General features: G+C 56.7%; 23 protein-coding genes. 10 read left to right on the forward strand and 13 right to left on the reverse strand.

The window, feature by feature from the left end; translation table 11 throughout:
• The coding region (gene tnpA / locus ACQZ5H_RS29700; RefSeq protein ID WP_449099853.1) for an IS66-like element accessory protein TnpA at positions 1 to 307 on the reverse strand (307 nt) is incomplete at its 3' end.
• A gap of 256 nt (positions 308 to 563) precedes the next feature.
• Positions 564 to 1,994, reverse strand: coding sequence for a hypothetical protein (locus ACQZ5H_RS29705; protein ID WP_449099854.1), 1,431 nt, complete (start codon positions 1,992 to 1,994; stop codon positions 564 to 566).
• Between the two features lie 449 nt (positions 1,995 to 2,443).
• On the opposite strand from ACQZ5H_RS29705, the gene ACQZ5H_RS29710 reads away from it, so the two are divergent.
• A complete protein-coding gene (locus tag ACQZ5H_RS29710) occupies positions 2,444 to 2,641 on the forward strand; it encodes a hypothetical protein (RefSeq protein ID WP_449099855.1) in 198 nt (65 codons plus the stop codon).
• The gene (locus tag ACQZ5H_RS29715; protein ID WP_449099856.1) at positions 2,638 to 5,109 is read left to right on the forward strand and encodes an AAA family ATPase; all 2,472 of its coding nucleotides are present in this window, start codon (positions 2,638 to 2,640) and stop codon (positions 5,107 to 5,109) included. The genes ACQZ5H_RS29710 and ACQZ5H_RS29715 overlap by 4 nt, the downstream gene beginning before the upstream one ends.
• A gap of 310 nt (positions 5,110 to 5,419) precedes the next feature.
• On the opposite strand, the gene ACQZ5H_RS29720 is transcribed toward ACQZ5H_RS29715, so the two are convergent.
• The 8 genes from ACQZ5H_RS29720 to ACQZ5H_RS29755 form a co-directional block, all read right to left on the reverse strand.
• On the reverse strand, positions 5,420 to 7,237 hold the full coding sequence (locus ACQZ5H_RS29720; RefSeq protein WP_449099857.1) for a TniQ family protein: 1,818 nt from the start codon (positions 7,235 to 7,237) through the stop codon (positions 5,420 to 5,422).
• Entirely contained in the window at positions 7,234 to 8,259 is a 1,026-nt protein-coding gene (locus ACQZ5H_RS29725) for an ATP-binding protein (protein WP_449099858.1), read from the reverse strand. Before ACQZ5H_RS29725 ends, ACQZ5H_RS29720 begins: the two co-directional genes overlap by 4 nt.
• 2 nt (positions 8,260 to 8,261) lie before the next feature.
• Entirely contained in the window at positions 8,262 to 10,643 is a 2,382-nt protein-coding gene (locus ACQZ5H_RS29730) for a hypothetical protein (protein ID WP_449099859.1), read from the reverse strand.
• A gap of 12 nt (positions 10,644 to 10,655) precedes the next feature.
• Entirely contained in the window at positions 10,656 to 11,174 is a 519-nt protein-coding gene (locus ACQZ5H_RS29735) for a hypothetical protein (protein WP_449099860.1), read from the reverse strand.
• An 80-nt stretch (positions 11,175 to 11,254) separates the two neighbouring features.
• A complete protein-coding gene (locus ACQZ5H_RS29740) occupies positions 11,255 to 11,491 on the reverse strand; it encodes a hypothetical protein (protein ID WP_449099861.1) in 237 nt (78 codons plus the stop codon).
• 193 nt (positions 11,492 to 11,684) lie between these two features.
• Positions 11,685 to 11,861 carry a hypothetical protein gene (locus ACQZ5H_RS29745; protein WP_449099862.1) on the reverse strand — a complete coding sequence of 59 codons (177 nt, stop codon included), beginning with the start codon at positions 11,859 to 11,861 and terminating at the stop codon, positions 11,685 to 11,687.
• A gap of 56 nt (positions 11,862 to 11,917) precedes the next feature.
• Entirely contained in the window at positions 11,918 to 12,121 is a 204-nt protein-coding gene (locus tag ACQZ5H_RS29750) for a hypothetical protein (protein WP_449099863.1), read from the reverse strand.
• A gap of 491 nt (positions 12,122 to 12,612) precedes the next feature.
• A complete protein-coding gene (locus tag ACQZ5H_RS29755) occupies positions 12,613 to 13,185 on the reverse strand; it encodes a hypothetical protein (protein WP_449099864.1) in 573 nt (190 codons plus the stop codon).
• Positions 13,186 to 13,293: 108 nt separating this feature from the next.
• Between ACQZ5H_RS29755 and ACQZ5H_RS29760 the strand changes: the two genes are divergently transcribed.
• The 3 genes from ACQZ5H_RS29760 to ACQZ5H_RS29770 all read left to right on the forward strand — a co-directional run bounded on the left by ACQZ5H_RS29760 (position 13,294) and on the right by ACQZ5H_RS29770 (position 14,903).
• Positions 13,294 to 13,485: a hypothetical protein gene (locus ACQZ5H_RS29760; protein ID WP_449099865.1), complete on the forward strand. Its 192-nt coding sequence runs from the start codon at positions 13,294 to 13,296 to the stop codon at positions 13,483 to 13,485.
• 233 nt (positions 13,486 to 13,718) lie between these two features.
• Positions 13,719 to 14,267, forward strand: coding sequence for a hypothetical protein (locus tag ACQZ5H_RS29765; RefSeq protein ID WP_449099866.1), 549 nt, complete (start codon positions 13,719 to 13,721; stop codon positions 14,265 to 14,267).
• A gap of 78 nt (positions 14,268 to 14,345) precedes the next feature.
• The gene (locus ACQZ5H_RS29770; RefSeq protein ID WP_449099867.1) at positions 14,346 to 14,903 is read left to right on the forward strand and encodes a hypothetical protein; all 558 of its coding nucleotides are present in this window, start codon (positions 14,346 to 14,348) and stop codon (positions 14,901 to 14,903) included.
• Positions 14,904 to 15,579: 676 nt separating this feature from the next.
• On the opposite strand, the gene ACQZ5H_RS29775 is transcribed toward ACQZ5H_RS29770, so the two are convergent.
• On the reverse strand, positions 15,580 to 17,607 hold the full coding sequence (locus tag ACQZ5H_RS29775; protein WP_449099868.1) for a DNA cytosine methyltransferase: 2,028 nt from the start codon (positions 17,605 to 17,607) through the stop codon (positions 15,580 to 15,582).
• A gap of 335 nt (positions 17,608 to 17,942) precedes the next feature.
• Here ACQZ5H_RS29775 and ACQZ5H_RS29780 point away from each other — a divergent pair, with 335 nt between their 5' ends.
• Positions 17,943 to 19,094: an epoxide hydrolase family protein gene (locus ACQZ5H_RS29780; RefSeq protein ID WP_449099869.1), complete on the forward strand. Its 1,152-nt coding sequence runs from the start codon at positions 17,943 to 17,945 to the stop codon at positions 19,092 to 19,094.
• Positions 19,095 to 19,124: 30 nt separating this feature from the next.
• Here ACQZ5H_RS29780 and ACQZ5H_RS29785 read toward each other — a convergent pair whose 3' ends face one another.
• Positions 19,125 to 20,255 (reverse strand): alpha/beta fold hydrolase, encoded by a 1,131-nt coding sequence (locus tag ACQZ5H_RS29785; RefSeq protein WP_449099870.1) that lies wholly within the window; start codon positions 20,253 to 20,255, stop codon positions 19,125 to 19,127.
• A 182-nt stretch (positions 20,256 to 20,437) separates the two neighbouring features.
• Between ACQZ5H_RS29785 and ACQZ5H_RS29790 the strand changes: the two genes are divergently transcribed.
• Positions 20,438 to 21,388: a LysR family transcriptional regulator gene (locus ACQZ5H_RS29790; RefSeq protein ID WP_449099871.1), complete on the forward strand. Its 951-nt coding sequence runs from the start codon at positions 20,438 to 20,440 to the stop codon at positions 21,386 to 21,388.
• Here ACQZ5H_RS29790 and ACQZ5H_RS29795 read toward each other — a convergent pair.
• Positions 21,375 to 22,298: an AraC family transcriptional regulator N-terminal domain-containing protein gene (locus ACQZ5H_RS29795; protein WP_449099872.1), complete on the reverse strand. Its 924-nt coding sequence runs from the start codon at positions 22,296 to 22,298 to the stop codon at positions 21,375 to 21,377. The genes ACQZ5H_RS29790 and ACQZ5H_RS29795 overlap by 14 nt on opposite strands.
• A gap of 190 nt (positions 22,299 to 22,488) precedes the next feature.
• On the opposite strand from ACQZ5H_RS29795, the gene ACQZ5H_RS29800 reads away from it, so the two are divergent.
• The 3 genes from ACQZ5H_RS29800 (at position 22,489) to ACQZ5H_RS29810 (ending at position 24,884) form a co-directional block, all read left to right on the forward strand.
• A complete protein-coding gene (locus tag ACQZ5H_RS29800) occupies positions 22,489 to 23,325 on the forward strand; it encodes an oxidoreductase (RefSeq protein WP_449099873.1) in 837 nt (278 codons plus the stop codon).
• A gap of 140 nt (positions 23,326 to 23,465) precedes the next feature.
• Positions 23,466 to 24,017, forward strand: a complete 552-nt coding sequence (locus tag ACQZ5H_RS29805; protein WP_449099874.1) for a carboxymuconolactone decarboxylase family protein — start codon at positions 23,466 to 23,468, stop codon at positions 24,015 to 24,017.
• 51 nt (positions 24,018 to 24,068) lie between these two features.
• The gene (locus ACQZ5H_RS29810) at positions 24,069 to 24,884 is read left to right on the forward strand and encodes a helix-turn-helix domain-containing protein (RefSeq protein ID WP_449099875.1); all 816 of its coding nucleotides are present in this window, start codon (positions 24,069 to 24,071) and stop codon (positions 24,882 to 24,884) included.
• Positions 24,885 to 24,950: the final 66 nt, after the last annotated feature.

The raw sequence follows: 24,950 nt of genomic DNA on the forward strand, positions 1-24,950 counted from the left end.
CATCACTGCGCTTCCGACGAGGATGGAATTTGGTGGGTGGTTCCGGCTGAGCGGGGGAGACTGTCGAAGCGGCCTCGGACACGATCACCGGCACCAAAGCCGCAGTGTCAGATCTTGGCTCCTCGATCCGACAAAGCTCTTTGCGCCAACGGAACAACTGGCTGACATGGATGCCGGCCGCGCGGGCAATCTCGGAGATGACCGCGTCTGGCTCAAAGCACGCAGCGACGAGCCGCTCTTTATCTTCGCGTGACCAACGCCGACGGCGCTCCACAGACGTGATCACCTCAATTGGATGCTTCGTCATATGACTACTCCTAGTGTTACCACTAGGACTGGCAGTCAGCAGGCCGTCATCGCAAGACGGCCTTCACCGTGGGCTTACGCTAGCTCCCACGCTTGGTACTCGACTACAGCGTCATCGCGGGTCTGCCGCTTGTGTTGATAGACGCCCGTTGGGGGATGCGTGCCGTACCATGACATTGACGGCAGGAATGCGCCAAAAGGGGACATTCGCTTTAGGCAAATCGCCCGGCCTCAGCACGCCGCTTCAGATTGCAGCTTTAGCTCCAGGTGATGTAGCCGGCCGACAGTTGCTTAAACTCAAGGCTGTCAACGCAGGAGGCGTTATCCGGAAGGCGGTCGATCAAATAGTCGAGGCATTCGGCGATCCGCTGATTGATCACAATGCCTCGAACAATCTGGAGCGCATCTCGCGCATGTCTTCGGCACCGTTCATTTCCGAGGCGAGCTTTGATCTCGTAATGCGCCAATGCTGCCATCACATGCGGCGCAAACTTGTCTCCCGCTATCCCGAGAATTTTGTCGTAATAGGGCTTCGCACCTGGCGATACGCCTGACTGATACGCAACGCCATTTCCGATCCGGCAGGTCAATACCACTTTGAAAAGGCGGTTCGCCTGATTCTCGATGACGGAAACTTGGTCAGGGACGAACGAGTAAAGCTCCGCAGCGTGCGGCGGCTCGTGGTGGAAATTGTCCCAGGCGTTATGGGTATTTATTAAACTCGAAAGGAGATCGTCGACTATGATTGCCCGCTCAGATGGCGATCTAAAAGCCTGCCCATTCACCACTTCGAAGAATTGACAACCCAGTTCGTGCTTCTCTTTGTAGAGGTTGACGTTGTAACCTTCGAGTACGATTCCTAGCTTGAACTTAGTTTCGTCCAAGCAGGCTGCCCATAACTTTGGGGCGAAAAGCGAGATATTTTTCCGCACAGCCGGATCGGTATCGTTAGCGACATAGATGCCGAATACCGTACGGAGCAGGTTGCCGCACAGGTGGGTAGGCAGCTCGATTATCTTGTTTTCGATGGACTGTTTAGTCGTATTGTCCAGTGTTCCGGTCAGGGACTTCAAATTGGCGATGAAACCTTGGACCTGGAGCGCGGCGGCAGTCGGATTTTCGTTGAGGACGTCTTGAACGCAGTTCTGCAGATAGCCTAGCAACTCAAAAGCGTTGATCGAATAGCTGGTTGGATGCGAAATGCCGGTATCATTACGCATGTCCAAGATGTGCTTGAGCTTCTTATAGGTTGTATCGGAGATCAGCTCCAGTTTTCGGCACGTGTCGAGCATCACCGAATCCTTCAAGGACGACAGGTGTTCCTCAGTTGAGTAAAACTCCCTCGCCTTGCTGCCACCGACTGCGGCATCGTAAAAGATGTCGAGGCCATACATTACGGCCTTTGTCCGCAACTTGAGGACAACCTCATTCCAAATGGCATTGAGAGAATAGTCGAAAAGTCCGAATCCAGCGCCGACTACGAATTTCGATAGGTACCGCGCGTCCTTCCGATGTTCGGCCGGAATCGATGTAATAAGGCTTTCCAAATTATTTCCGATGATCGAGCGTTGGTTCTGGTCGGCAATGATGTTGTCGGCCGGCAGGCCCATATGTTGCAGGAAACTCACCAGCAACTGGGCTTGCGGGTCGATCAGTTCATTTGCCTTTACTACAACGACGTTCGACATGCGTCCCTCATTTCCTCGGCGCTGGATGATACCCGTTTAGCGTGAACTTGAGAAATTCGGGCTGATTGGTCAACAGGTAAGGCCGACAAAAGTTACAGCACGGACATGTTGAAGATACGTTGCTGAAAGCGAAGTGAATATTCTTGCATCACTTCAAGCCGCGTGTGATGGCAGCAGAAAAAAACGTAGAGCTGCAGCTTGCGATCGTGACGTCCGCCATGGGCCGTTGGCAGGCTTCAGCGTCGCGTGACAGGCAGGCACGATCTCAGACCGTAAGCCTCTTCCCACACAATCCGCGTCGCCCGGCCCCGATACCAGAGTGATGCGGCGCACATACACGCTTTTGTTGAAGTTTTTGTCAGGCCATGCAATCTTCAAAGATGCTTGACCGATGATGTCTTTTCCGAAAGCGGCGAGAAGACAGCCTGTCTTAGGAGTGTTCTCGACCTATGTCTGCCGATCCAGATGATAACCCGTCCTCACCGATCCCGATCCTCGCTACAGCGGTATTGGACACGTTCTTCGAGAACCTCGCGAACAACGACCAATTCTCTGAATTCGCGCCAAAACTCCGGAAGCTGGTCGTCGAAGACGGGCTAATGGCCGAGCCCGCGATCATGGCGCTGCTTTTCCCGGAGGAGCCATGATCCGGATCGAGAAGATTGAGATCAGGAAGTTCCGGGGGATCATCGACCTGACCATCGAACCTGGCGGCTCGAACTTCGCCGCTTGCGGCCCAAACGGCACTGGCAAAAGCGGCATCGTCGACGCTATCGAGTTCGCGCTAACAGGTGGCATTTCGAGACTGTCGGGCCGGGGGACTGGCGGCCTGTCTGTGAAACTTCATGGTCCACACGTTGATTTCCGCAACACGCCCGAGGAAGCGTCGGTCACCCTCCATGTTACTTTGCCGTCTTTGGGAGGGAAAAAGGCCCGGATTACTCGAACGGCTGGCTCGCCCGCATATCCGAAAATCGAACCCTCGACACAGGACGTCCGCAACGCGTTTCACCATGTCGCCCAACATCCTGAGTTCGCGCTGTCCCGGCGGGAGCTCATAAGGTACGTCCTCGCCGAGCCAAAGGACCGTGCAACGGAAGTCCAGGCGCTTCTCCGCCTCGAGCATGTCGAGAAGCTCAGGGCGACGCTCTTCAAGATTTCCAATCGCCTCTCAAGAGAGGTGTCGCCGCTCAAGCTTGTGGATGATGATGCGCGGCAACATTTTCTCGACGCGGTGCAGCTCGCTTCATTTTCGACTGACGGTGTTCTGTCTGCCATCAACAGCCAGAGAACCTTGCTTGGCGTGCAGGCTCTAACCAAACTGACTGCTACCACGGACTTTCTCGAAGGGCTGGAAGATACGTCAGTTGCGCCCGCCGCACCCAAAATCAACAAAGAGCTCGCGCTGTCGGATTTAAAGGCGCTACGTGAGAACCTAGAAATTCTCTCGGGTGAAGCGGTGAAGGCCCTCATCGCTCAGATCGTCGTCCAGGTCGATGAGATCACGGCCGACCCCTTGGCTTCCAGGGACCTTCGACGCCAAGATTTGCTTAAATCGGCTCTTGAAGACTATGATGGTTCGCGCTGCCCAGTCTGCGACACATCATTTTTGCCGGGACAGCTCGAGGAACACGTCAAGTCTGAACTTCAGCATTTCGACCAGATCGGATCGAAAAAGGCCGCAATCGGCAAGCTCATCGAGAAGCTTCTGGAGGCGATACGGGCCGCGGGTTCGAGCTTGACCACGACGATATCCTATGGTGCGTTGGTGGAACCAGCCATTGACCTCACGCTCTTGATAGACTTTAGGGTCACGTTGGGTGGACGTTACAAGCAACTCGAAAAGCAGCACCCTTTGGACGATACTGCAGCGGTACTCAAGGCCGACTACGGGCACGCGTCCCTAAAACCCAAGATATCGGAGTTGGAGGCAGCTATCGGAAGAATTCCGGAGGCTAACGCTCAAGATCAGGCAAAGACGTTTTTGACGATCGCGCGAGAACGGTTCCGGAATCTTCAGAAGGCGCGCCGGGAACATCATAAGGCCACCATCAAGGCGAAAAGGGCGACCGACCTCCACAAGATTTATGCTGAGACGACGACGCAGGCGTTGAGCGACATCTATGCGAAAGTGCAGGACACATTCGCCGACTACTATGCTGACATCAACAAGGACGACGAGGGCACATTCAGCGCCCATCTGACACCGTCGAATGGAAAGCTTGGGCTCGATGTCGATTTCTATGGTCGCGGCCATTTTCCACCTGGAGCCTATCACAGCGAGGGCCATCAGGATGGGATGGGCCTATGCCTGTATCTCGCTCTGATGAATCACCTTCTAGGCGATAGCTTCACCTTCGCGGTCCTCGATGATGTCTTGATGTCTGTGGACAGAGGACACCGACGTGAGGTTTGCCGTCTACTGAAGCTGAAATTTCCCAAGACGCAGTTCATTTTCACTACCCACGACGAGGTTTGGTTACGGCACCTTAAATCGTCAGGCCTTTTGTCCGGAAAAAATTCGTCGGCACATTTCAAGACGTGGACGGTGGATGCAGGTCCGACCTCTTGGGACACCAAGTCCGTTTGGGAAGAAATCGAGGCCGCCAATGCGGCTGGTGACGTGAGCACGGCGTCGGCCACGCTCCGGCGATACCTCGAGTACTTTGCGGGAGAAGCAAGCCACCGACTACGAGGCAAGGTCGAGTACCGTGGCGACGGAGATTTTGTTTTCGGCGATCTCATGAGCGGAGCAACGGCCGCACTGGGCGACGGTTTCAAGAAAGCCAAGGTGGCGGCTAAGTCCTGGAGTCAGGCGGAAGTGCTTGAAAAGATAGAAGTGTATGAAGCCAACTTCGTCGCGGCGCGCACGGCAGCGAACGCCGATCAATGGCAGATCAACAAGACGATCCACTACAATCCGTGGGCTGACCTGACGTCACAGGAGTTCGCCCCCGTCGTCGCTGCGTACAAAGTCTACACGCAGCAATTCTCATGTCATGACTGCGGTACGATGCTTTCCGTCACCCCCGTCGTCGGGAGCAAGGAAGCCATAAGGTGCGACTGCGGGACCGTGAACCTGAACTTCGTAGCCAAGTCCTCGGGCATTCATTGACTTTGTCGTGCAGGCTGCTGATTGAGATACCGGAGGCCTACTCCAATTACCGCTGCTCCTCGACGACCGAAAGCACCTCATAAGACCGCTTCCAAGGAATTTGGCTGCATGTCCGGTTTGGGCCGATAGCAGACTTCAGCCGCCTGATCGCCCCGAGTAATTCCACGGCATAAGCTCGCCGATCCGGCTCTGCTAGTGACCACTTACGATGGAGGCGAGAGTCGCGGTCAGGTAGGCCAATGGGTCGACAGCGAAGTCGGTTAGCGAACTGGTTCCAGTAGCCCACAGCATCAGAATATTTTGTGAGATTTCAAGATTGCGCGAGTCCCAGAAGACGTTGGCGGATCTCCCGGCCCACCGCTTCCGCCTCGCTTCGTACAAAGACCAACCTTTTTTCGAACATAACGTGGCCAACGGATCTGACCCTGAGCATGTGTCTCACAGTTCCAAATGGAATTTCAAACATCGCGGCCACGTCTCGGGCTGTCGTGTAACTCCTCGCGAAGGCGTCGATCTCGTCGACGTGGAAAAAGTTCGAACCCAGCCGATAGCCGAATACCCGAAATTTTTGCGGGGTGAGCAACTTCGCCCGAACTAGCAAGCAGAAGAACTGTTCATCATATCCAAGGCGTGACGCGGCTTCCTCCGAGTCGATCCAGTTGGCAGGGCGCTCGCCATGCTCCCGGAGTTCTGAGGGAGCGATATAAATCTGAGCCAATCCAGTCTTGGAGACGTCATAGTGGACCTTCTTGAGCTTACGCTTTTGTAACAAGGTGACAATATCGCCGAACTCGACGCTTGCTGAAATTGCTGCGGTCATGATCGGCAGCATATCATCCGAGAGGTCGACGGGCTGATCGATGCGGAGAGACCGGATGAATGCGAGAACCTCTTCTCGTGAGTATCTCGGGTTCCCTGCTGGTCTCGCCCTGCCGTAAGACTCACTTGGCTGAATGCATCCTCGTTCCAATAGCTGCCGGAACTGATCATGATGGATTGCAAGGAGCGCTTCCGCCTCACCCCTGGTGACCAAAGACGCTAGATACTGTGCTGCCTCCTCAAATGTCTCGATAGAAAAGACCGTTCGCTTCCGCGAATCGTCCCCTACAACAACTGACAAAGCGGCTTTAACGGTGTCGATGTGTTCACCAGAAAAGCGATCAGTTCGGTAAATGGCGTCGTGTTTGGTTCTGACCTCTTTTCCAAATATTTTGATTCCCGTTGGTACCGAAAAATGGTCTTCAACGTGCTGCAGAAGTGCATCACAGACCTTCTCGTAACCAATATGTTTCCGACGAAGCTGCAGGCGGTAGTAAAAACCACCAAACAGCCTCGTTCCTCGCCCCCGGAACCGGGTCCAATCGACATCGGCGGTAATCTGTGCGGCGAAGTCGCGAAGGCCGCTAGGCCCGCGGAGAAGAAAATCGAAGCCGGCGCTAGCTGCTTGATGCCACTGCGAGGTCGTCAGGTTTTCAAGGTTGGTGTATTTGCCGAACAGGGTGAAGGCGCCGATCAACTCGGCGAGGTCTCCTCCCGTGTTGAGCGAGAGCTCGTCGAGCAACACGCTATGGCCCTTTATCCCATTCAGTCGGTCCAATACGAAATTTTCGAACTTGGAAAACGCTAATTTGTTAGGATTGTGAGCCGCCCTATGGATCGCTAGCGCTTGATCTTCGAGCAAAGTGGTGAAGTCTCGTATTTTGCCGGGACCGGTGAATAGCTCAGTATTGTGGATATGACACGTGCGGATAAAGCGTGAATGCCAAGCGAGGCGGTCGTAGGCTGGACTAGGGCCTCGCATCTTTCGATCATCATTAATGCAATGGGGGCAAAGTCGGCTCGTTCCCGTCTGAAAAAACGGCATCCTCATCAGTTCGCCGCGAACCATCGACTGTCCCTGTTTCAAGGGCCGAATGGCGTTATGTCGAAGCTTCTCGAAAGGCACTGAACTCACTTCGGACAAAAGACGGAGGCTCTTCTCGTCGGCTCTAAGGATCATGTGATACCTAAACCCCATGTCCTCACAAAATGCATCCGAGCTGATACCACAAGCGGCAGCGAGCCGAGAGCAGAACCCCGCGGCAGTCTCATCGTCATGGAACCGCAGTTTGTAGAGGCCGATGCTCAAACTGTTTTCGCCTCTTCTGGGGCCTTGTACTGGTCCTCCTCGTCCTCGTCGGTGAGGGTTCCGTCAGCCTTCACGCCACGCAAGATGGTCCGCCATTTGGGATCGGTAAAGACGTTTCTTCCGCGCTTCGCGAGCTCCATGTATGCTCTTTCCCAGTGGTCACTTCCGATGGCTCTTTCGCCGCTATCAAGGGCATCCTCGATTGCAAAATGCAGCATTTTGAATATGAGGCCGAGTCGGTTACGGGCCCCGTGGATCAACCGAGCGAGAAATTCCTCATGCAGCGGCATCGACGTTTCCAGACCGGCGATCTGAAGAACCTCGAGGATCATTTTTCTGATCTTCTTGTGATGCTGTCGAAAATTGAGCTCCTTTAAGTGGCGGAGCCGTATGCGAGCCTCCATCTCCATGGTCGGATCCTCGAGGGTGATCAGTTCCGAGTTGGGCAAGCCCGCGATCATGATATGAACCGGCCAATCTTCGTCTTGCAGCAGCAGCTTTAGTTCCTGGGCAATTTCCTTCGCTTTATGCCCGGACACTAAGTTCTGGAAATCGTCTATGAAGACCAGTTTGATTCCCCGAAGCTGTAGTTGGGCTCGCACGCGCTGGAAGACTAGATCCTTATTGAGCTGACGTTGGTTTCGGTAGCCGAGGCGAAAAGCCATCTCGCGTCCCATCGCCGTGACATCGCCCTTGCTCGGAGCTTTGCAGCGGAAGATTGGATAGGCGAAATTGCCGTTGTCGATCTCAATCGGACGAAGCGCTTCATTCTCGTCTAGCCAGTGGTTGATCAACATTGACTTGCCAGTGTGCGACTCTCCGACAATCAGGAGGATATGACCGTCCTTGGACGATCTCCCCGCAGCACGCGCTATGACATCAATCTCTCGCTTGATGGGCTCGTCATTGTCCGTGATGCGATAATACGCCTCGACATCCGCCATGATGTCAGTGAAGCCTTTTTGAACATCATCGAGCCGCTCTCGGATGGTTTTTGCGATTTCGTCATCGGGTCGACGCATTTTCAATCCTCGTCATCATTCCAAACATCGGTGGGGCGACCAATTCTTGTTCGAGTTGGCCCCGGCATGGAGGGGGGAAGCTCTTCAGGCGATGGCGCGCTCTCGCTAGACTTGAGTTTTCCGAGAGTCCGCGATTCCCTACGCTCTGACGCCTCCGGCTGCTCTAAGAAGCGATTGGGATCGCGATGAATGCCGTCGTCCGGCGCTCCATACTTGGCGTCCAAATCTTCGAACGAGGCAGGCTTGACGCTTTCAGTAGGCGTGTTGCGACGACCGTTGCCAGGGTTCTGCCGTTCGAGTGTTTCTTCGCCGTAATCCGGCGTCGACTGCGACCTGAATACTACGCCTTTCACTGTCTCGGTTTCCACATCGTGGACAGCGTCTGCAGTGAAAGGCGCGATGGTGATGCCGGCCTTGTTCTGGGCGTCTGTGACCATCTTCTGCACTTCAAGGCGCGCTGCCTTCGCCTTTTCCCAGTTTCCGACAAGCTTCTTCTTGTTCTCGGCCGTGAGGTGCAAAAGTGCGGCCCGCCACTCGTAGAACGTCATATTTGCATCCACGCCCGGAAGGTTGCACTCAAGCTTGAAATAACCGTCGTCATCGACTTTCCGAACCCAGATGTGCTTGAGGCTTCGACCGCTGACCCTGATTGTGAAAGATCCGTCCTTCGTCTGATTGCGAAGCTCCTGCAAACGTTCATCGCCGTAGGGCAAGCCCATGACGACGAGACCGTCGTTGGTGATCTTACGATCTTTCAATGTAACCGCGAACGCGCGGCGCTGAACGCGCTCAGGTACCAACGCTACGTCATGACCATCATTCAGGAAGTACCAGGCTTCGAGGGGACTCAGGTCCGCCAGACCGGAGTGCGCGGTGTTGTGATAGCAATCGACGATCAGACGGACCAGGCACTCGGCAAGTTCCACATCGGTGAGCGCCGCGAGTGCCTTTGGATCCGCGTCGCCTCTCGCTATTGGATTGCCGAATGTCCTACCTGGGAACATATGCATGTACCTGTCATCCAAGGTTTTGAAAAAGCGTTCGATCGCGCCGCGAAGGTTTGGGTGATCCGTAGGCGGGTTAACAACATTGCCGGTAAGGGCCGTGACGCAGTCTTGGAATTCGAACGTGGCGTAGGCGCCGTGATCGCCGTACACCCACTCTGGCTTGCCCATCATGGGCCATTCGGTTTCCGTCTTCAGGTAGTCCGTGATATGTGCCTTTGAGTTCACGGCCATCTCAAGAACCTCGATCGCATCGCGTGCGGTCGGTTGTTCGGTTCTGAGGAGCTTCATTCCAAGTACTGAGCGCGTGGCGACGTCAAACGCTACAGACAACCAAAGGCGCTTGATCCTGTCGTTCTTCTTTCTCTTCCTCTTATCATCCCGCACCTCCGCCCGACCCATCTCGATCAAACGCGCTAGGGCGACTGGATGAATGACCTTGATCAGTCCTGTGTCGGTAAGGAACGCCTCTAAGTCGAGAAGCTTTTCATCCATTTCGACACGCTGCAGAGGGTAATCCGCAGTTGGACCGCCGTAGCTCAGGGCGAACTCCAGTCTCGCCGTTTTGCTGCCATGGCGTCCGGCCTTGGCCTCGAGATCCCTTATTCCCTTTACAAACCGCTGGATGGTACGCTTGTCTGGCTCTTCGAGGAACCTATCCATACCGGCGTTCTTGCGCCGTAGGTTTTCTGATTGGATGTCCGCAAGAATCGCCACGGCACTGGGCTGCTGGCCGCTCAGGTACTTCATGCGAATGAAGCTCTGAGTGTCAAACTTGATCCGCGTTCCTTTAATGCTTCCACGGTTTCCAGAGACCAACGTGCTGGGCGAGCATCCGTGAGCCAAATACTTCCTTACCAAACGGAGAAACTGGCACCAATCTACCATCACCTTGTCTGAGGCGAGCTGGATGTCCCTGTCGATCGCGACGCCGCCTCGGGCCTTCCCGCCCGATACACGAGCCTGTTCTATCTTGCCTTCTTCTTCGGCAAACTGTTTGAGAAACTCGATGGCATGGGGCCTTGATCGCTTCCATTTCCCTCGCCGCATTCCATCGACGAACGCCGTGACGGCGCGGACGCGACGACGAGTGTCCAGAGACATGTCCGCTGGATCGAGGTCTCGATCCAGTTCGAAGTTACGAGCCTTGATGGCGTCGTCCTCGAAATACAGCGGATCAACCGCTACAATCCCGAGAGCGATATCCCGCATCATTATGGATTTCGGAACATCGTGGATTCGGCCATCTGTACGCTGTTCGATCAGTCGGTAGCCGCTGTTCCCAACTGGTTCGACCCTCCACTCGGCTCCTTGTTTGCGGACCAAGCATTTGTCCGTGATCTTGACGTTGGTGTAGCGGACTTCCGATGCCTTACCCATCCCAATCTCCTGTCATGCGACCTGTCGTAGAAACGACACTTCAGTCATAGTCTTACGAAGCGGTTCGCTCGTTTCGAGCTTCAGAAGCCCCTCGTCGACGAGGTTCCACATTGCTGTGCGCGCCGCTCCGCGCCGCCCAAACTCCAAGAAGAGTTCGTTGACCTTCACGATGTCGCTCATGTTCGACAGCAGGCGGCGCATCCGGACGCAGTCCTCTTCGTTCTTGAGTGCACGGGCGCGGAGAATGTTGGCTGAGTGTAAAAAAACTGCCTGCGTGACGTCGTGATCAGTCATGATCTGCCATCCATCCGCATGATTTTTCAGCGAATAGTTAGTGAACTGTTCAAGGCGGCTCACGAGATCGCCATGCTTCAGCTTGTTCGCAGGTCGAGCGGCAATCAGCCGGACATAACCGTTCTTATAAAGAACACGGAAATCGAAGTAGTGCTCCTTTCCCTTGCTATACTCGACGCGGCGCTGACAGGAGATGTCGGCGACGTCGCGCCGCGAGAGCAGATAGGTGGCGCACATAGCCTCGAACCAGGACTCGCATCGCAACGGGCCCGTCCCCAACGGATTGGAGAGGACGACGTGACAATGGAACGGTGATCCTAGAGGAACGTTGCGGTCTGCCGGCGAGACCGGGTCAGGCTCGATCTCGAAGCCGAGCTTTTCTTCGATGCTGATACCGCTGCTCGGTCCGCCCTTTGTAAGCTCCGGCTCTGGGCCGTCTCGAGCTGGCTATCGGGATTCGCAAAGTTGGTCATGCGAGAGTGCTGGATGTTGAGTACATCCAGGCCGGATTTTTTAAAATGAAGATACTGAAGTACGAATTCGGCCTTTTTCATCTACCCCTCCTTCAGGGCGTAAAGACAGAGCGCTCGTTCGCGTGATTGCGAACGATCCGAAAAGCCGGCGCGCGCTCCAGGAGGGCCCCTTCTGGAAAGATCGCGCCGGCTACCGTTGGCTGGAATTGATGCGGAAAATCATCGTGCGTCCTCGCATGTCAATGCCTCCCGGTTGTGGGAGGCGGCAATGAAATCACTTGGTGAAAGACTTCACACTGTAGAGACGACGTTCGCCGTTCCGATAGCTGATGACGAAGTCGGCGTAGTGACGGGGGGCGTCCAGCGGCGTGCTCTTCGTAACTCGCGAAACAGGTGCTGCCTCCTGTTCGAATTTTGACAAATCGTCGGCCAGATAATTGTTGATCATCATAATTCCTTCCTTCTTTCTTCGCGTGCGGCCGCCCTGTGAGGGCGGCCGCATTACGCTTACTTCTTTGCCTTGCGCTCGGCGGCGCGCTTCATTTTGGCGGTCTCATTGATCGCCGCGTCCAGGAAGCCGAACATGCGGTCGAGACGCAGCTCGTCCGGACCCGAAAGCGGATGCGGCTTGTAGCCTTTGTGATCGCCGATGATGATCGCGCCGGTGCGGACCATCTTCTTCTTGTTGTTGCCCTTGCTGTCGTTGGTCATCGTAGTACCTCTTGTTGGGATCCGGTGGTGTCGACGCACGACATCACGACCGCGATCCACGCAGTTGCAGACAAATCGAAGCTTCGGAAGCAGCTCGCGCCGTCGGAAGGGACCTTCCGGAGTTAGCGCGCTGACCCCTTAGCGATCGAGCGTCGTTGGAGAGTCGTGTGTGGGTAGATCAATCCTGCCATCTGTACATCCTCATTGCGAAGTTCAGTCTTGAGGAGCCGCCGCGCCTTGAAGCACGGCGATCGATACACCGGGCCTTAGGCCGCTGAGCGGCAACCTTGTTGTTGCGATGCTTGTATCGAGTACATGTGGTCCGCCTTGGACAGGGTTGAGTACTCCGACAGTAAGGCGTCGATTGCGCATCAAATCAAGACGCCTCGGGGTAAAAAGGGCGCCGCGCTGAGAGGTGTTGCTGAAAAGACAGTTTACGAATCCTTAAAGGATTCGCCCGCCGATGCGCCCATGACATGACGATAGGACGATCAAACCAACGGCCCTATTAAGCTCCGCCAATCCGGCAATTCGGCTTCGAAATGGTCGCCCAGTTGCCAGCCGTCGGGCGGAGGCAAATGCCATTTGCCACCCGCAATCGGATTATAGAGTCCAGGGATGGGAAAGTGCTGGTTGATGTGGAGAAAGTCCCTGACATTGGTCGAGGCGACAGGGATGTCGTAGATTATCGAGATCGCGGCGATCTCTGGGTCGCACCCGAATTGAATCCTTGGCGGATCACCGCGACTGAGCCAATACCGCTCCAGTTCGGGCGTGACGGCCATCTCCGCCACCAGCTTTTTGACCTCCGCATCCACCGATGGAACCCACACATCGGTTGCCAGGAGCCGGTTAAGCCATCTCGAATATGCTTTTCCCCGGACGGGATCGGTCCGCTGCTTCTTGAGAGCCCCGCGTTGAAGTTCAAAGACTGCCGGAAGAGGTATCGCCAAGGCGCCGGGAGGCAGTTGCCTTAGGAAAAACACGACGTCGCGGTCCAGCTTGCTGCTGGCTTTCCGCGCTTCGCTGAGTACGCTGGTATCGACCAAAAAACGTGATGCCATGCCCGCGACGCCCTTTCGCGGTTGCTCCATCCCATGGATTCGACGCCAACATGGTTACCAAATCGTTAAGGAAGAGCTATAAGGATTCGCATAGGTAGGAGACCTGCAATGAAGGCCGAAGATCGTTGGCGGTTGCCTGACGATACAAAGGACTTGGCCCGCGTATTTGCGGCAGCCAAGAAGGATGGGCCGCAGGTTGTGTTCGACGCGGACGGCGTCTTTAGTGTGTCCTACTCGCCTCGCTATAAACGAGAGAGTGCTGAGGATTTTCTGGCAGGCGGCGGTCCTGACGATGAATGACGTTCATTGACACCTAGCCGCCATTCGTCGGCTCCGGACCGCTCATGGTCGGGTCTTACGATCAAGTTTTCAAGAGCCCCACCAGTTACAAGCTTCAAGTCAATCCTCAGGATTCGACGAGCCGAAGCCGTGATTTTCCGCTCCCCAAAGACTCCTGCCAAGTTCGCGCATCGCTGTTGACGCCTCGCTAAATCGACGCCAGCCTTTTCGTGCACTACACACGGAGGCATCGCATGACGGAACAAGAGTATCAGCAGAGCGTGGTAACGGATTATCTCCGTCGGCTGTGCGATATGCGGGGGCAGCTTCGCCCCTCCTTCAGCCCAAATGAAGCCCTCTTGTCGAACGGCGGGTTGATGCATGTCGTCCGCGAGAAGCCGGACTATATCAAGCCTGGCGCCCCGAAGCAGTGCTACGCAAATTCGATTTTTGCCCTGGTCTCGCAGGGTAAGAGCAATTCGGATGAGCTTTTCTATTGCGAGGGATTCGCGATGGAAGCAGGTGGCCTATGGCTGCCGATCCAGCACGCATGGCTAGCTGACGCGCATGGGCGGGTCGTGGATCCCACTTGGGATGACGCCCAACGCTACGTGTACTTCGGCGTAGCATTCAAGACGCCATTTGTTCTCAAAATGCTGGAGGCAAACGGCATGGAGCCTGGCCTTTTAGACAATCCGGGTTTGATGAGAAGACACTTCGGCACACCGGCGCTGTTTGCCGACGCGATCGAGCAGTCCGTAGTCCTTCACAAGTTCGATTGGTCTCCGGCCGAATTCTCCTGATGCGTGCCAGAGGAACGCGGTTGACGCCCGTAACGAACGACGCCAGCCTTTTTGGAACAGCATCAAAGGAGACGGACCATGCAGCTTTTTCACTTCACTTCAGCGGCACACCTTCACGGCATCCGGCAGCATGGGTTGACGGTCGGAGACGTCGTAACGGATCTCCAATCCTTCAGGGGAAAAGTCGGCGTCTGGCTAACCTCCTCCGAAATTGCGGACGGCCACGGACTGCGGGGAAGCGGTGTCGACAAGACCGAATATCGCCTGCGGGTCGACGTGCCAGACAACCAACTCCTGTGGAAGTGGACCGAGTGGGCCAAATCTCATATCTCCCCAGAAACCAAACTTGCGCTGGATGCGGCGGATGGCTTCAACTCCGACAAGTTCTTCATCTATTTCGGTTGGTTGGCGCCCGATCGGATCGTCGAGGTGGTCTCCATGAAAACGGGCGAGGCGGTCGCTGATTGGGGACATGAGACGCCGGACAGCGCGCTCGTACCCGGCGTTCCGTACACCAAGCGCCGTGCCTGGCACAGGAAGACGATGCTGAACGTTCGTAAAGCATTAGCGGCGATGGCCGCGGAGCAGAGCCGGCTGCCGCATTGGGCGGCGGAGCAAAGCGGGGCGCGACATTGAAGGTAGAGAACGGCGTCGCAGGCGAGGCTAGGGACTTATGCAAAGACCTCGCCAACGGAGCGGCGCTTACCTGGAGTGAACTACTGCAAGATGCGTTGAAGGGCACGACAATGGAGAACATCGACTTGCACTCGCGGGCTGAAATCGTGAGGACGATACTGAGCAGCAGGCAGCGTCAGGAGCGTGCATTGCCCATACAAAACGACCGGCCGCGAAAATAAGATCAAATTTCTGAAAGCCTCCGTCGGCGGCTTGAGCTAACGAACAGGTGTCCCGCTCATCCAACCGGGGCCAACTTGAGCCGCCGTCTCCAAAGCATGAGAAGGAGACGGCGGTTTTTTGCGTGTTCGCGCACCAGGTTGCGATCAAACGTACTGCTGGGAAGCGTGCTGTCGCCCCGAAGAAAATAGGGACGCGGCTTTTCAGCCACCGTTCCATCAAGGAGCGGTGCGAGCCGTTAATGCCCAGCGCTTGAAGGAACAAAGTCGCTACGATCCTAGAATTTGACGCCAATGGCCCGTTCGTGCAGGTAGCGCAGCGCTTGGTGTGCGACGACTCTCGCGAATGGAGCGGCAGGAGTTGAAAGATCGGCCAGAAGGTGAGCGCAATTTTCCAGAAGTTCTCGTGCTCGCCCGGACGCCACGCGAGATGCCTCTGAACGCTCTCGCGCGCAATCTTATGTGGCCGCGAAGCGACGTCTGCTCCTAATCGCTCTTTCCACTTGCTCTCCGTGCCCGTACTCCTCGGCCCTCGACGTATCCAATCCTATCGGCGGAGGAACGATTTCGATACGGTGCTCAGCGTCGGGACGGGTTGTCAGATCTTCGGGCCAAAGCATGGCCTCGTAGTCGAACTCGCACCGGTTGATGGCGGCATGGATTGCAAGACCGATTGCCTGGGCGAGCCTCGGCGCCACTGCATTGCCAATCTGCTTTGCAACGGACTCCTTCCCGCCGCAGAAGACATAGTCGTCGGGAAAATCCTGGATGCGCGCTCTCATCCTAAGTGTCATTCCAGGAACGAAAGAGCCGCCGGCTTTGTTGACCAGTTCGTCCGTAGGGGCATCATCCGGCAGCCCGGCCGCGGTGAGTCCGACGCCCGCCCATCGGCGGGCTTCGAAGAAGCGTGCCTTCCCCTGTCGACCCTTCAAAGTCCAAGCGAGGGCACCGACGGCCGAGGAACCATCCTCGCCCTCGAATATTTGCTCTTGTCGCTCCTTTGCCCAGGAAGATGCGCCGCTCCAGCCCTTTGCCGACATCAGGTCGAGAAGCAGCGTGCCCAGATTGGATCGGCGTCCCGGAAATTTCGGAGGCATCTTGAAGTTTTTGCGGTACTGCGTCTGCATCCCCAGAATGAGTACTCGTGGCCGGTCTTGCGCTATGCCGAAATCCTTCGTGTTGACCTCGACGATCTGGACCTCGTAACCGGCGTCGGCAAGTTCCTTCACGAACCGAGCGAGTTGAGCAGCATGCGGCGCGTGCAGGAGGCCGCGGACATTCTCGAAAAGAAACGCCTTTGGCTTTACCTGCCTTACGACACGCGCGCCCTCCATCAAAAGGTCCCTCGGGTCGTCCATTCCAAGACCTTCACCCTCCTCCGACCAAGGCTGGCATGGTAGGCCACCGCACACCAAGTCGACTTTTCCAGCATAGCGAGTGAAATCGATCGTAGTCATGTCGGCCTCAACCACTGGCCACTTTGGCCGATTGGTGCGCATGGTCGCCGCAGCGTCGCTATTCATCTCGATAAGGGCAACGTGATTGAAGCCCGCCGCTTCAAGGCCAAGGGCCATACCTCCAGCTCCGGCGCAGAGTTCCAGGGCTGACAGTCGACGTTTCGTCAGCGCCTTCAAGGCGCCTCGGGGAGCCTTCCAGGGTCGAGGGCGCGGCGTCTGATATTTAATGTTGCCGAGCGCGCGTGCGATCGCGCCGGCGAAAGCTTCCTTCTCTCTCGCGATCAACTCTGCCTGCGCGGCGATCGAGCGCCCGGAAGTGTCGAGCCTGAAGGCTAGATTGGTCAGCGCTCTGTGCGCGAACGCGATCCGTGCTTCTCCACGCTTCACAGCAGTGAATGAGGCATCGGAGGGAAACGGATGGTCGGAACCGAGCAACTCTTCAAATTGCGGTAGGACACGCCGAGCATCCTCTTTGATAGCGGCAACCTGGTTCTGAACAGATGGACGGAATGAAGACTGCGGCAGCGCTGCGACTTTACCCATCAGAACAACCGCGTCGCTCTCGAGACGCGCGAGCTTTTCGGCAGTCCGCGTTTTCACGATACGCCGCACGGTTTTGCGTTGCGTCCGCGCAATCATTTCGAACTCGCTCAACTTGTTGAACGACCTCTTGATTACCGTGAGATCTGAAAGATCGAAACGAGCTCCCGACGCAATTCGACACATCGCCTCCGAGCGTACTTCTTCATTCGTCGAGACGAGGCGCTTGATTACAGCAAATGGGACACGCTTTTTCAGCAGAGTTTGCCTGTGGTCCTTAAGGGTGGTGGAGAACTTGGAGAACGTTGAAATTTCGGATGAAGCCAGGCCGCATCGAGTCCTCAGGAACTCGCGATTTTCTTTATTTGGAAGGATCGCGTCGAGCTTTTCAACTTCCTCCGCGAGCTTGATAACGCGCTCTGTCATCTCTTGCTGGAGACTGATGATCTTTTTGCGAGCTTCGTTTAGCGCGGTAGCTTGAGAATGCATGATGGACTCTTTCAGTGATCTGGCGAAGGTCCTAACCTGTCTCCAGTTATCGAGCCCATAAGGAGGTAGGTAAATCCTGAATTAACTCGCGTCGTATGGCCCTGAAATGGTCGGCGTTGGTCTGTCAGTGTCACCGGCAGTCGGGAATGACCGGGTCCCCGGTGCAGAAGGGGATGCAGCAGGCGGCGCTGCGATTTCTGCTCTGGTTCCGGATGACATAACGGCTAAACGCCAGCCTTCAGATACGTTCAGCCCCAGCGCGGCCGCTGTGAGAGAACGCTTCTGGCCAGAGGACAAACTCGCCCTACGTGCTAGCCCATCATCGGGAGGCAGACATGCAGATCGAAAAGTTCAAGATCGAGATCAGCGAGAAAAGTCTCGACGCGCTGCGGCGTCGCGTTGGTCAGACAAGATGGCCTGGTTCAATTGACGCTGCCGGTTGGGCGGACGGAACCAGCCTGGCATTTATGCGTGAGCTGGCCGAATACTGGCACCGTGGTTACGATTGGCGCGCGCATGAGGCGCGGCTGAATCTCATGCCTCAGTATGTTGCCGATATCGATGGGTTCAGAATTCATTTCGTCCATGTGAAGGGGAGCGGGCCATCGCCGGTCCCGATCATCATGACACATGGCTGGCCGGGCTCGTTCCTCGAAATGGAGAACATCATCCCGCTGCTGACAAATCCGGGCGCTCACGGCGGCAATCCCGACGACGCCTTTGATCTCGTGATTCCTTCTTTGCCAGGTTTTGCGTTTTCCTCGGCGCCTAAGGCTTCTGGAACGAGCCCGTTCGAGATCGCAGACCTTTGGCAGAAGCTCATGAAGGGTTTGGGCTACAGCAAATTCGGGGCCCAAGGGGGTGACATAGGAGCGGCGGTTTCGAGCTGGCTGGCCTTTCGATTTCCTGAGGTCGTGACTGGGATACACCTCAACTACATCCCCGGCAGTTTCAGCCCACCGACTGGAGATGGCCTGCCGACCCTGACCGACGCTGAGAAGCAATTCAAGCTCGTCGCTGCCGAATGGGCGGACAAGGAGGGCGCCTACGCGCATATGCAGGGAACGAAACCGCAGACGCTGGCCTACGGGCTATCCGATTCGCCTGTCGGGCTTGCCGCCTGGATTATCGAAAAGTTCAGATCGTGGAGCGATTGCGAGGGCAATGTTCTGGACGTCTTCAGCATGGATACCCTTCTCACGGAAGTCAGCTTGTACTGGTTCAGCGGCTCGCTCGACGCGTCATTCAGGATCTACAAGGAGAGCCGCGCTCATCCTTTGACCTTCGCGAGAGGCGAACGCGTCCTTCCGCCGCTCGCCGTGTCTCACTTCGCGAAGGAACTGCCGCAGCCCCCGCGTTCATGGGTCGAGCGTGTCTACAACGTTGTCAAATGGACCGAGCACGACAGGGGTGGTCATTTCGCTGCGATGGAGAGACCGAGCGAGCTCGCAGCGGACATTCGCTCCCATTTCCGGGACTTGCGGTAACGTCCGACGCCCGGTCGACGCCTGGCCGGATCACTTCGTGAGATTTTTGCTTTGTAGCCAGTTGCGGACGGTATGAACGAGTTCCTCCTTGCGTTCGAGTGGTAACCAGTGTCCGCTCGCCACGCTCTCGATCGTCAGATCTGGACACGCACCACGCATCGGGTCGCCCTGGCGGTTTCCTGTGATAGTACAGATCTGATCAAACTCGCCGTTCACGAACAGCACTGGCCGGTCCAAACGGCCACCGTTCGGCGCCTCGCGAGCATAGGCGACGTTGGCATCATCGTTCATGTACCAAGCGCACGACGGTCGGAAGCCGTGACCCTCGAAAGATTCGACCAAGACGTCGAAATCCGCCTGAGGCCAGAGGGCGGGGTCCGGCTTCGTTGGCGGCGCCCTGTGAGCAGCGCCAAACCGTCCGCCGTTTCGCGTCACCGCCGCGTTTGGCGATGCCTTGCCAACCCCTCCGACCTCTCCGGAGCGGAAGATTGAGGCCAGGGACGATTTCTTGTCCGCATCGAGGTCGGCCACAGCGGCGTCGAAGTGCGTGGTGTAATAGCGGTAGTAGTCCCACTGTCCGTCGGGATATTCGTCAGCAGGGTAAATCTTCCTGTCGATCAGTGGAACGATAGTGCTGAGCGCGTGACCCTGCGGCTGATAGGCGAGGGACGTGAGGACCAGGGCGCGACTGCGATCCGGCTCATGCGCGACGACCGCACTGGCCACTACACTGCCCCAGTCGTGACCGACCCAGATCGCGGGGCGGCCCCCGAGATGATCATGAAGTTCAGCAACGTCCAGCACCACATCCCGTATTGTATACTGCGCAATCTCAGAAGGCGCAAAAGAACTACCGTAGCCCCGAAGATCGGGGGCAATGCATCGCCAGCCATCCTTGGAGAACGCCTCCATCTGGGCGCGCCACATCAGGCCGATACTCGGCCAGCCATGAAGGAAGATCATCAGCGGACCGTCGGCTGGGCCGCATTCGAAGTAGCGCGTCGTCTGACGCGAGGTTCTAAGCGAGCGGGAAACGAGAACGTAAGTCGGTGCTGCTGCCGCCGATACCGAAACCGCGGCGACCCCTATAGCGAGCAGAAAGATACGCCGCGGAAGCGTGATTGCTGTTGAGGAGCCAGGTTGAAGATGGTCGGACGTCATTGATCTTCTCTCCTGTTGCCGAGAACACCCCGCGCAAGTCCCGGTCGCTCGGGATTATCTGCTGTCGTTTTGGATCATAGAATGATTGGATACCCGCTATAAGCGCCCTAATTGCGAACGGGGCTTGAAGCAGAACTTAAAGGTGACGCATGCGACCGAGGGATCCGCTCGAAGGTGTGGCAATGTTTGTGGCCGTCGCAGAAGCGGGCAGCTTTTCGGAAGCGGCAAGACGTCTCGGTATTTCGCCTTCCGCCGTCAGTCAGGCTATCCGGGCGCTCGAGGAGAGGCTCGGCTCGCCGCTTCTGCGCCGCTCGACGAGGAGCGTCAGCCTTACCGACGTCGGCAACGACTACCTTCTTGCTGCAGCACCGGCCTTGGCGCAACTGAGACAAGCGGCTGAAGAGGCGTCCGGGAAGAGCGGGCGACCATCAGGCCCACTTCGCCTGACGATGCCGCGCGCGCCATTCGACATGCTGCTCGCACAGACAATCGTGGATTTCCAGGAGGCCTATCCTGACGTCGACCTCGAAATCGCGGTGGAAGCGCGCTTGGTCGATATCGTCAAGCAAGGCTATGACGCCGGCTTGCGCTATGGTCGTAACATCGACAAGGACATGGTGGCCGTACCGGTCGCGCCCGCGTCGCAGGCGATCCTTGTCACGTCACCCTTGTACCTTGATCGTCGCGGGATGCCCGACGCTCCTGGCGACTTGAACGACCATCATGCGATCATGTGCCGGAGCCAGGCGACAGGATTAATCATTCCATGGGCGTTGCAGACTTCCGAAAAGACCATCCAGGTCACGCCTCCTCGCGCGACGGTGGTCCACGACCTTTCCTCGCAGATTGATTTGGCCACGCGGGGCCTTGGCATCGTGCTCGCGCCAATTTCAAGCGTCGCCGAACCTCTAACAGCAGGAAGGCTGCGGCGAATTCTTCCGGAGTGGTCGTCACCTCTTGAAACGATCTATTTGTATTTCCCAAGCCGCCGCCATCAATCAGCGGGACTAAGCGCCTTCATCGCCTTCTTGAAGAATTCGCGACAGGTGCTTGCTGATCACATGAAGGCGACCTCGGCTGCCGCCGGAGGATTGACATCAAACCGAGATCCGCACGGGTCTAAGGCCGCGTAGATATAACCTCGCCTTCCTCGACCGACATTACCTGCGTGCGATCGCCCTTTAGCAAGCGGACGTCCTGGATGGGCGGTCGACCGAACAGGCGACGGTATTCGCGGGTAAATTGGGTCTGACTTTCATATCCGACGTCGAACCCGACGGCTCTGGCATTCGAACTGCCGATCAGCAACAGCTTGCGTGCCTCGTGCAGCCTGACGTGCATCCTGTATTCCAGCGGCGTCATGAGCGTCGTCGCCTTGAAGTGCCTGTGGAGCGACGTCGGGCTCATGCCCGCGAGATCGGCAAGCAAGCCGATCGACATCGGCTCGCGATAATGCTCCTTCAGCCAGGAGGTCACCCGTCCTATCTGCGCGAGCTTCGTGTTTCCGGTGGCGAAATCTTTCAGGATTGCACCACTCTCGCTCTGTAGAAGGCGATAATAGAGTTCCGTAGTGGCCGGCTTCAGAAGAGCTCCGAGATCTTCCGGGCGGTCGAGAAGTGTCAATACCCGATGAAGCGCCTTTAAGATGTTGTCTGTCTGCCCAGCCACGGAAAGACCTTCGCGATGCGGGGAGGTGGGGACGGCTGAAAGGTAGGGTAGAAGTTCGGCCGTCGCGACACCATCCAGTTCGAACGAAACCGCGAAGTGCGGATCGTCGCGCGACGCCTCGCTAATGCGTGCAGAGACGGGCAGGTTTACAGAGGCAATGAAGTACTGGGTATCGTCGACGTCGAACGTATGGCCGCCGAGTGAAATCTCCTTACGCCCTTGAAGGACGACGCAAAGGCGGGGCGTGTAAATGCTTTCCGCCGGAAGTGTCGGGGCGACAACCTTGAAGATCGTCAGCCCGGTGACGGGAGTTTCCTGTTTGGGTGTTAAAGCGTGCCGGTCAATGATCGCGATAAGCTCATCCTTGATCCTCAAGACTTTCCTCCGCCAAGTATCTTACAAGGCCTCTAACTAGGTCTCGCCTCCGTGAATGGTAGGATCGTACGAATGTTCGGGGTTTTTGGCATAACGGCCGCCTCCGCCCATTCGTATCTTTTCGATAAGCGGCGATCGAAGTTCTCCTTCGATGCCTCGGTTTTCTCTCTGCAATCGAAAAGGAACAAAAATGACCGACAAACCTGTATGGTTCATCACCGGAGCTTCGAGCGGCCTCGGGCTCGAGCTGGCCAGAGATCTGCTAAATTTTGGTTATCGTGTGGTCCTTGGGGTCCGTCGCCCAGAAAGCCTGGCGAATCTTAAGGAGCAGTTCGACGATCGCGCACTCGTCCTCAAACTCGACGTCACTGATCGTGCGACGATCAAAAGGGCAGTTGCTAAGGCCATTGACAACTTCGATCGGATCGACGTCCTCGTCAACAATGCGGGCTATGGCTACCTCGCCGCGATCGAGGAGGGCGACGACGAAGGGGTTCGCAAACAGTTCGACACCAACCTCTTCGGCCTGATCGATGTAACGAAGGAGGTTCTACCGTTCATGCGGTCCCGCAGAAGCGGTCATATCGTCAACATGTCTTCGTTGGGCGGTCTCATGGCTTTCGCAGCAACCGGCTACTACCACGCTACCAAATTCGCGGTCGAGGCGATTTCCGAGTCGTTGAGCCAGGAGGTCGCCCCGCTCGGCATCAAGGTGACTATCGTGGAGCCGGGCGCCTTCCGGACCGACTGGGCCGGACGCTCCATGGCGGACTCGCCGATCGAGATCGACGACTATGCCGAGACGTCCGGGAAACGCCGGTCATCCACGAAAGCAGTGTCGGGCAATCAGCCCGGCGATCCTGCGCGGGCGGCTGTGGCCATCCGGGCCGCAGTGGAATCAGCCCACCCTCCGTTGCGCCTGCTACTAGGCGGCTCGGCTCTGGATCTTGCCTACAAACGCCTTGAAGCACTTAAGGAAAACTTCGACGCATGGAGCGAGGTCACCCGTAGCGCGGATTTTCCTTGATATGCAGATGGCGGAAGGTTTTGCGCAACTGATGCCTCGCCGCTCCAACTACCTCGCATGTAATTGAAGCCATTCCTCTCCGTGGGCATGCTGGGCCGGTCAACTAATAAAGCGCTCAGCATGCGCATGGAGAAAATCAGATGATACACTTTCCGATATACACGATCGATGATGCACCCGACGGGTCGAAGCAGGCGCTTGGCGGCCTGGAACAAGCCTTCGGTTTCCTGCCGAACGTCGCGGGCGCTATGGCCGCGTCTCCGGTTCTTCTCAATTCGCTTGCCGCACTGTTCAGCAACGTCCATGGCGGAAGCTTCACCGAACGCCAGATCCAGATCTTATTGCTTACCAATGCCGTGACAAACAAGGCCGAATGGGCGATTGCGTTTCATAGCTCTCTCGCGCTGAGTGCAGGGGTTCTGCCCGCCGATGTCGATGTTATTCGCGACGGTAGGTCCCCGGCGGAGCCCGAGGATGCAGCGCTCTCCGACCTTGCACGTGCACTTATTTCAAAAAGGGGTCGGCTTGACGAGGACGATACGGTGCAGTTTCTGCAGGCCGGATTCGATCAACGTCATCTGTTGGAGGTCATTGCCGTTGTCGCGGCGTCCGCGATAACGAATTATACCGTGAACGTCACGCGCCCTCCGCTGGAAGAACGCTTCCGGCAGTATGCCTGGCCGAAAGTATGAACCCCTCGTGCCAGCGCAACCAGCGCCGGTCCATCTTCGCGGAGCAACATCATGGCCACAAGGATCCCGACGTCCGCTACCTCGCGGCCGGCCCTCGGCGTCTTGCTTCGGCACTGGCGTGGGATGCGAGGGAAGTCGCAGCTCGAGCTGGCCATGGATACCGGAGTTTCGCAAAAGCATGTCAGCTTCGTTGAAACAGGCCGGTCGAGGCCGAGCCGGCAAATGGTGATCGACCTCTCCGACGCTCTAGCAGTCCCTCTGAGGGATCGCGACGATATTTTGCTCGCGGCCGGCTATGCACCGGCTTTTCAGCCAAGTGATACGTCGGCTCTTTCTCCCGAGCTCGACCGGGCGCTTCAGCGCATGCTGCGGCAACAGGAGCCATACCCGGCGCTGGTTCTCGACCGATATTGGAACGTCGTAGAGACCAACGAGGCAGCGCCCAGGTTCTTCGAAAAATTTGTTGATCTCCAGAGCAGACCAAGGCCGAGGAATTTGTTGCACTTAGTGTTCGACCCTAATGGGTTAAGGCCATTTCTGATTAACTTCTCCGAAGCCGCACGAGCTCTGCTTTGGCGCGTCCGACGCGAGGCCATCGGGGGCATTATCGATGACGAAATCCGCAAGCTGCTGGACGATATTGCGGGATATGGGGTTGTGCCTGCAGAGGCGATTCCGGAAGAAAGAGCGGAGACGTCCGTGGTTCCACTTAAGTTTCGTGTGGGCCAGAAGATCGTTTCGATGTTCTCTCTTGTCACCACGGTTGGCGCGCCCTCGACTATCGCGGCAGAAGAGATGCGGCTCGAATGCATGTTTCCATCCGACGACGCATCGGAGGCAGCGTACTGCGAACTTGTCGATCGTTAGCAGCGTCTTCACGACAGTCATCCGATCGACATATATTTTCCGCACCCGCAGATTTCGGCGCAGCTC

It is taken from the genome of Rhizobium sp. 21-4511-3d (assembly GCF_053522545.1).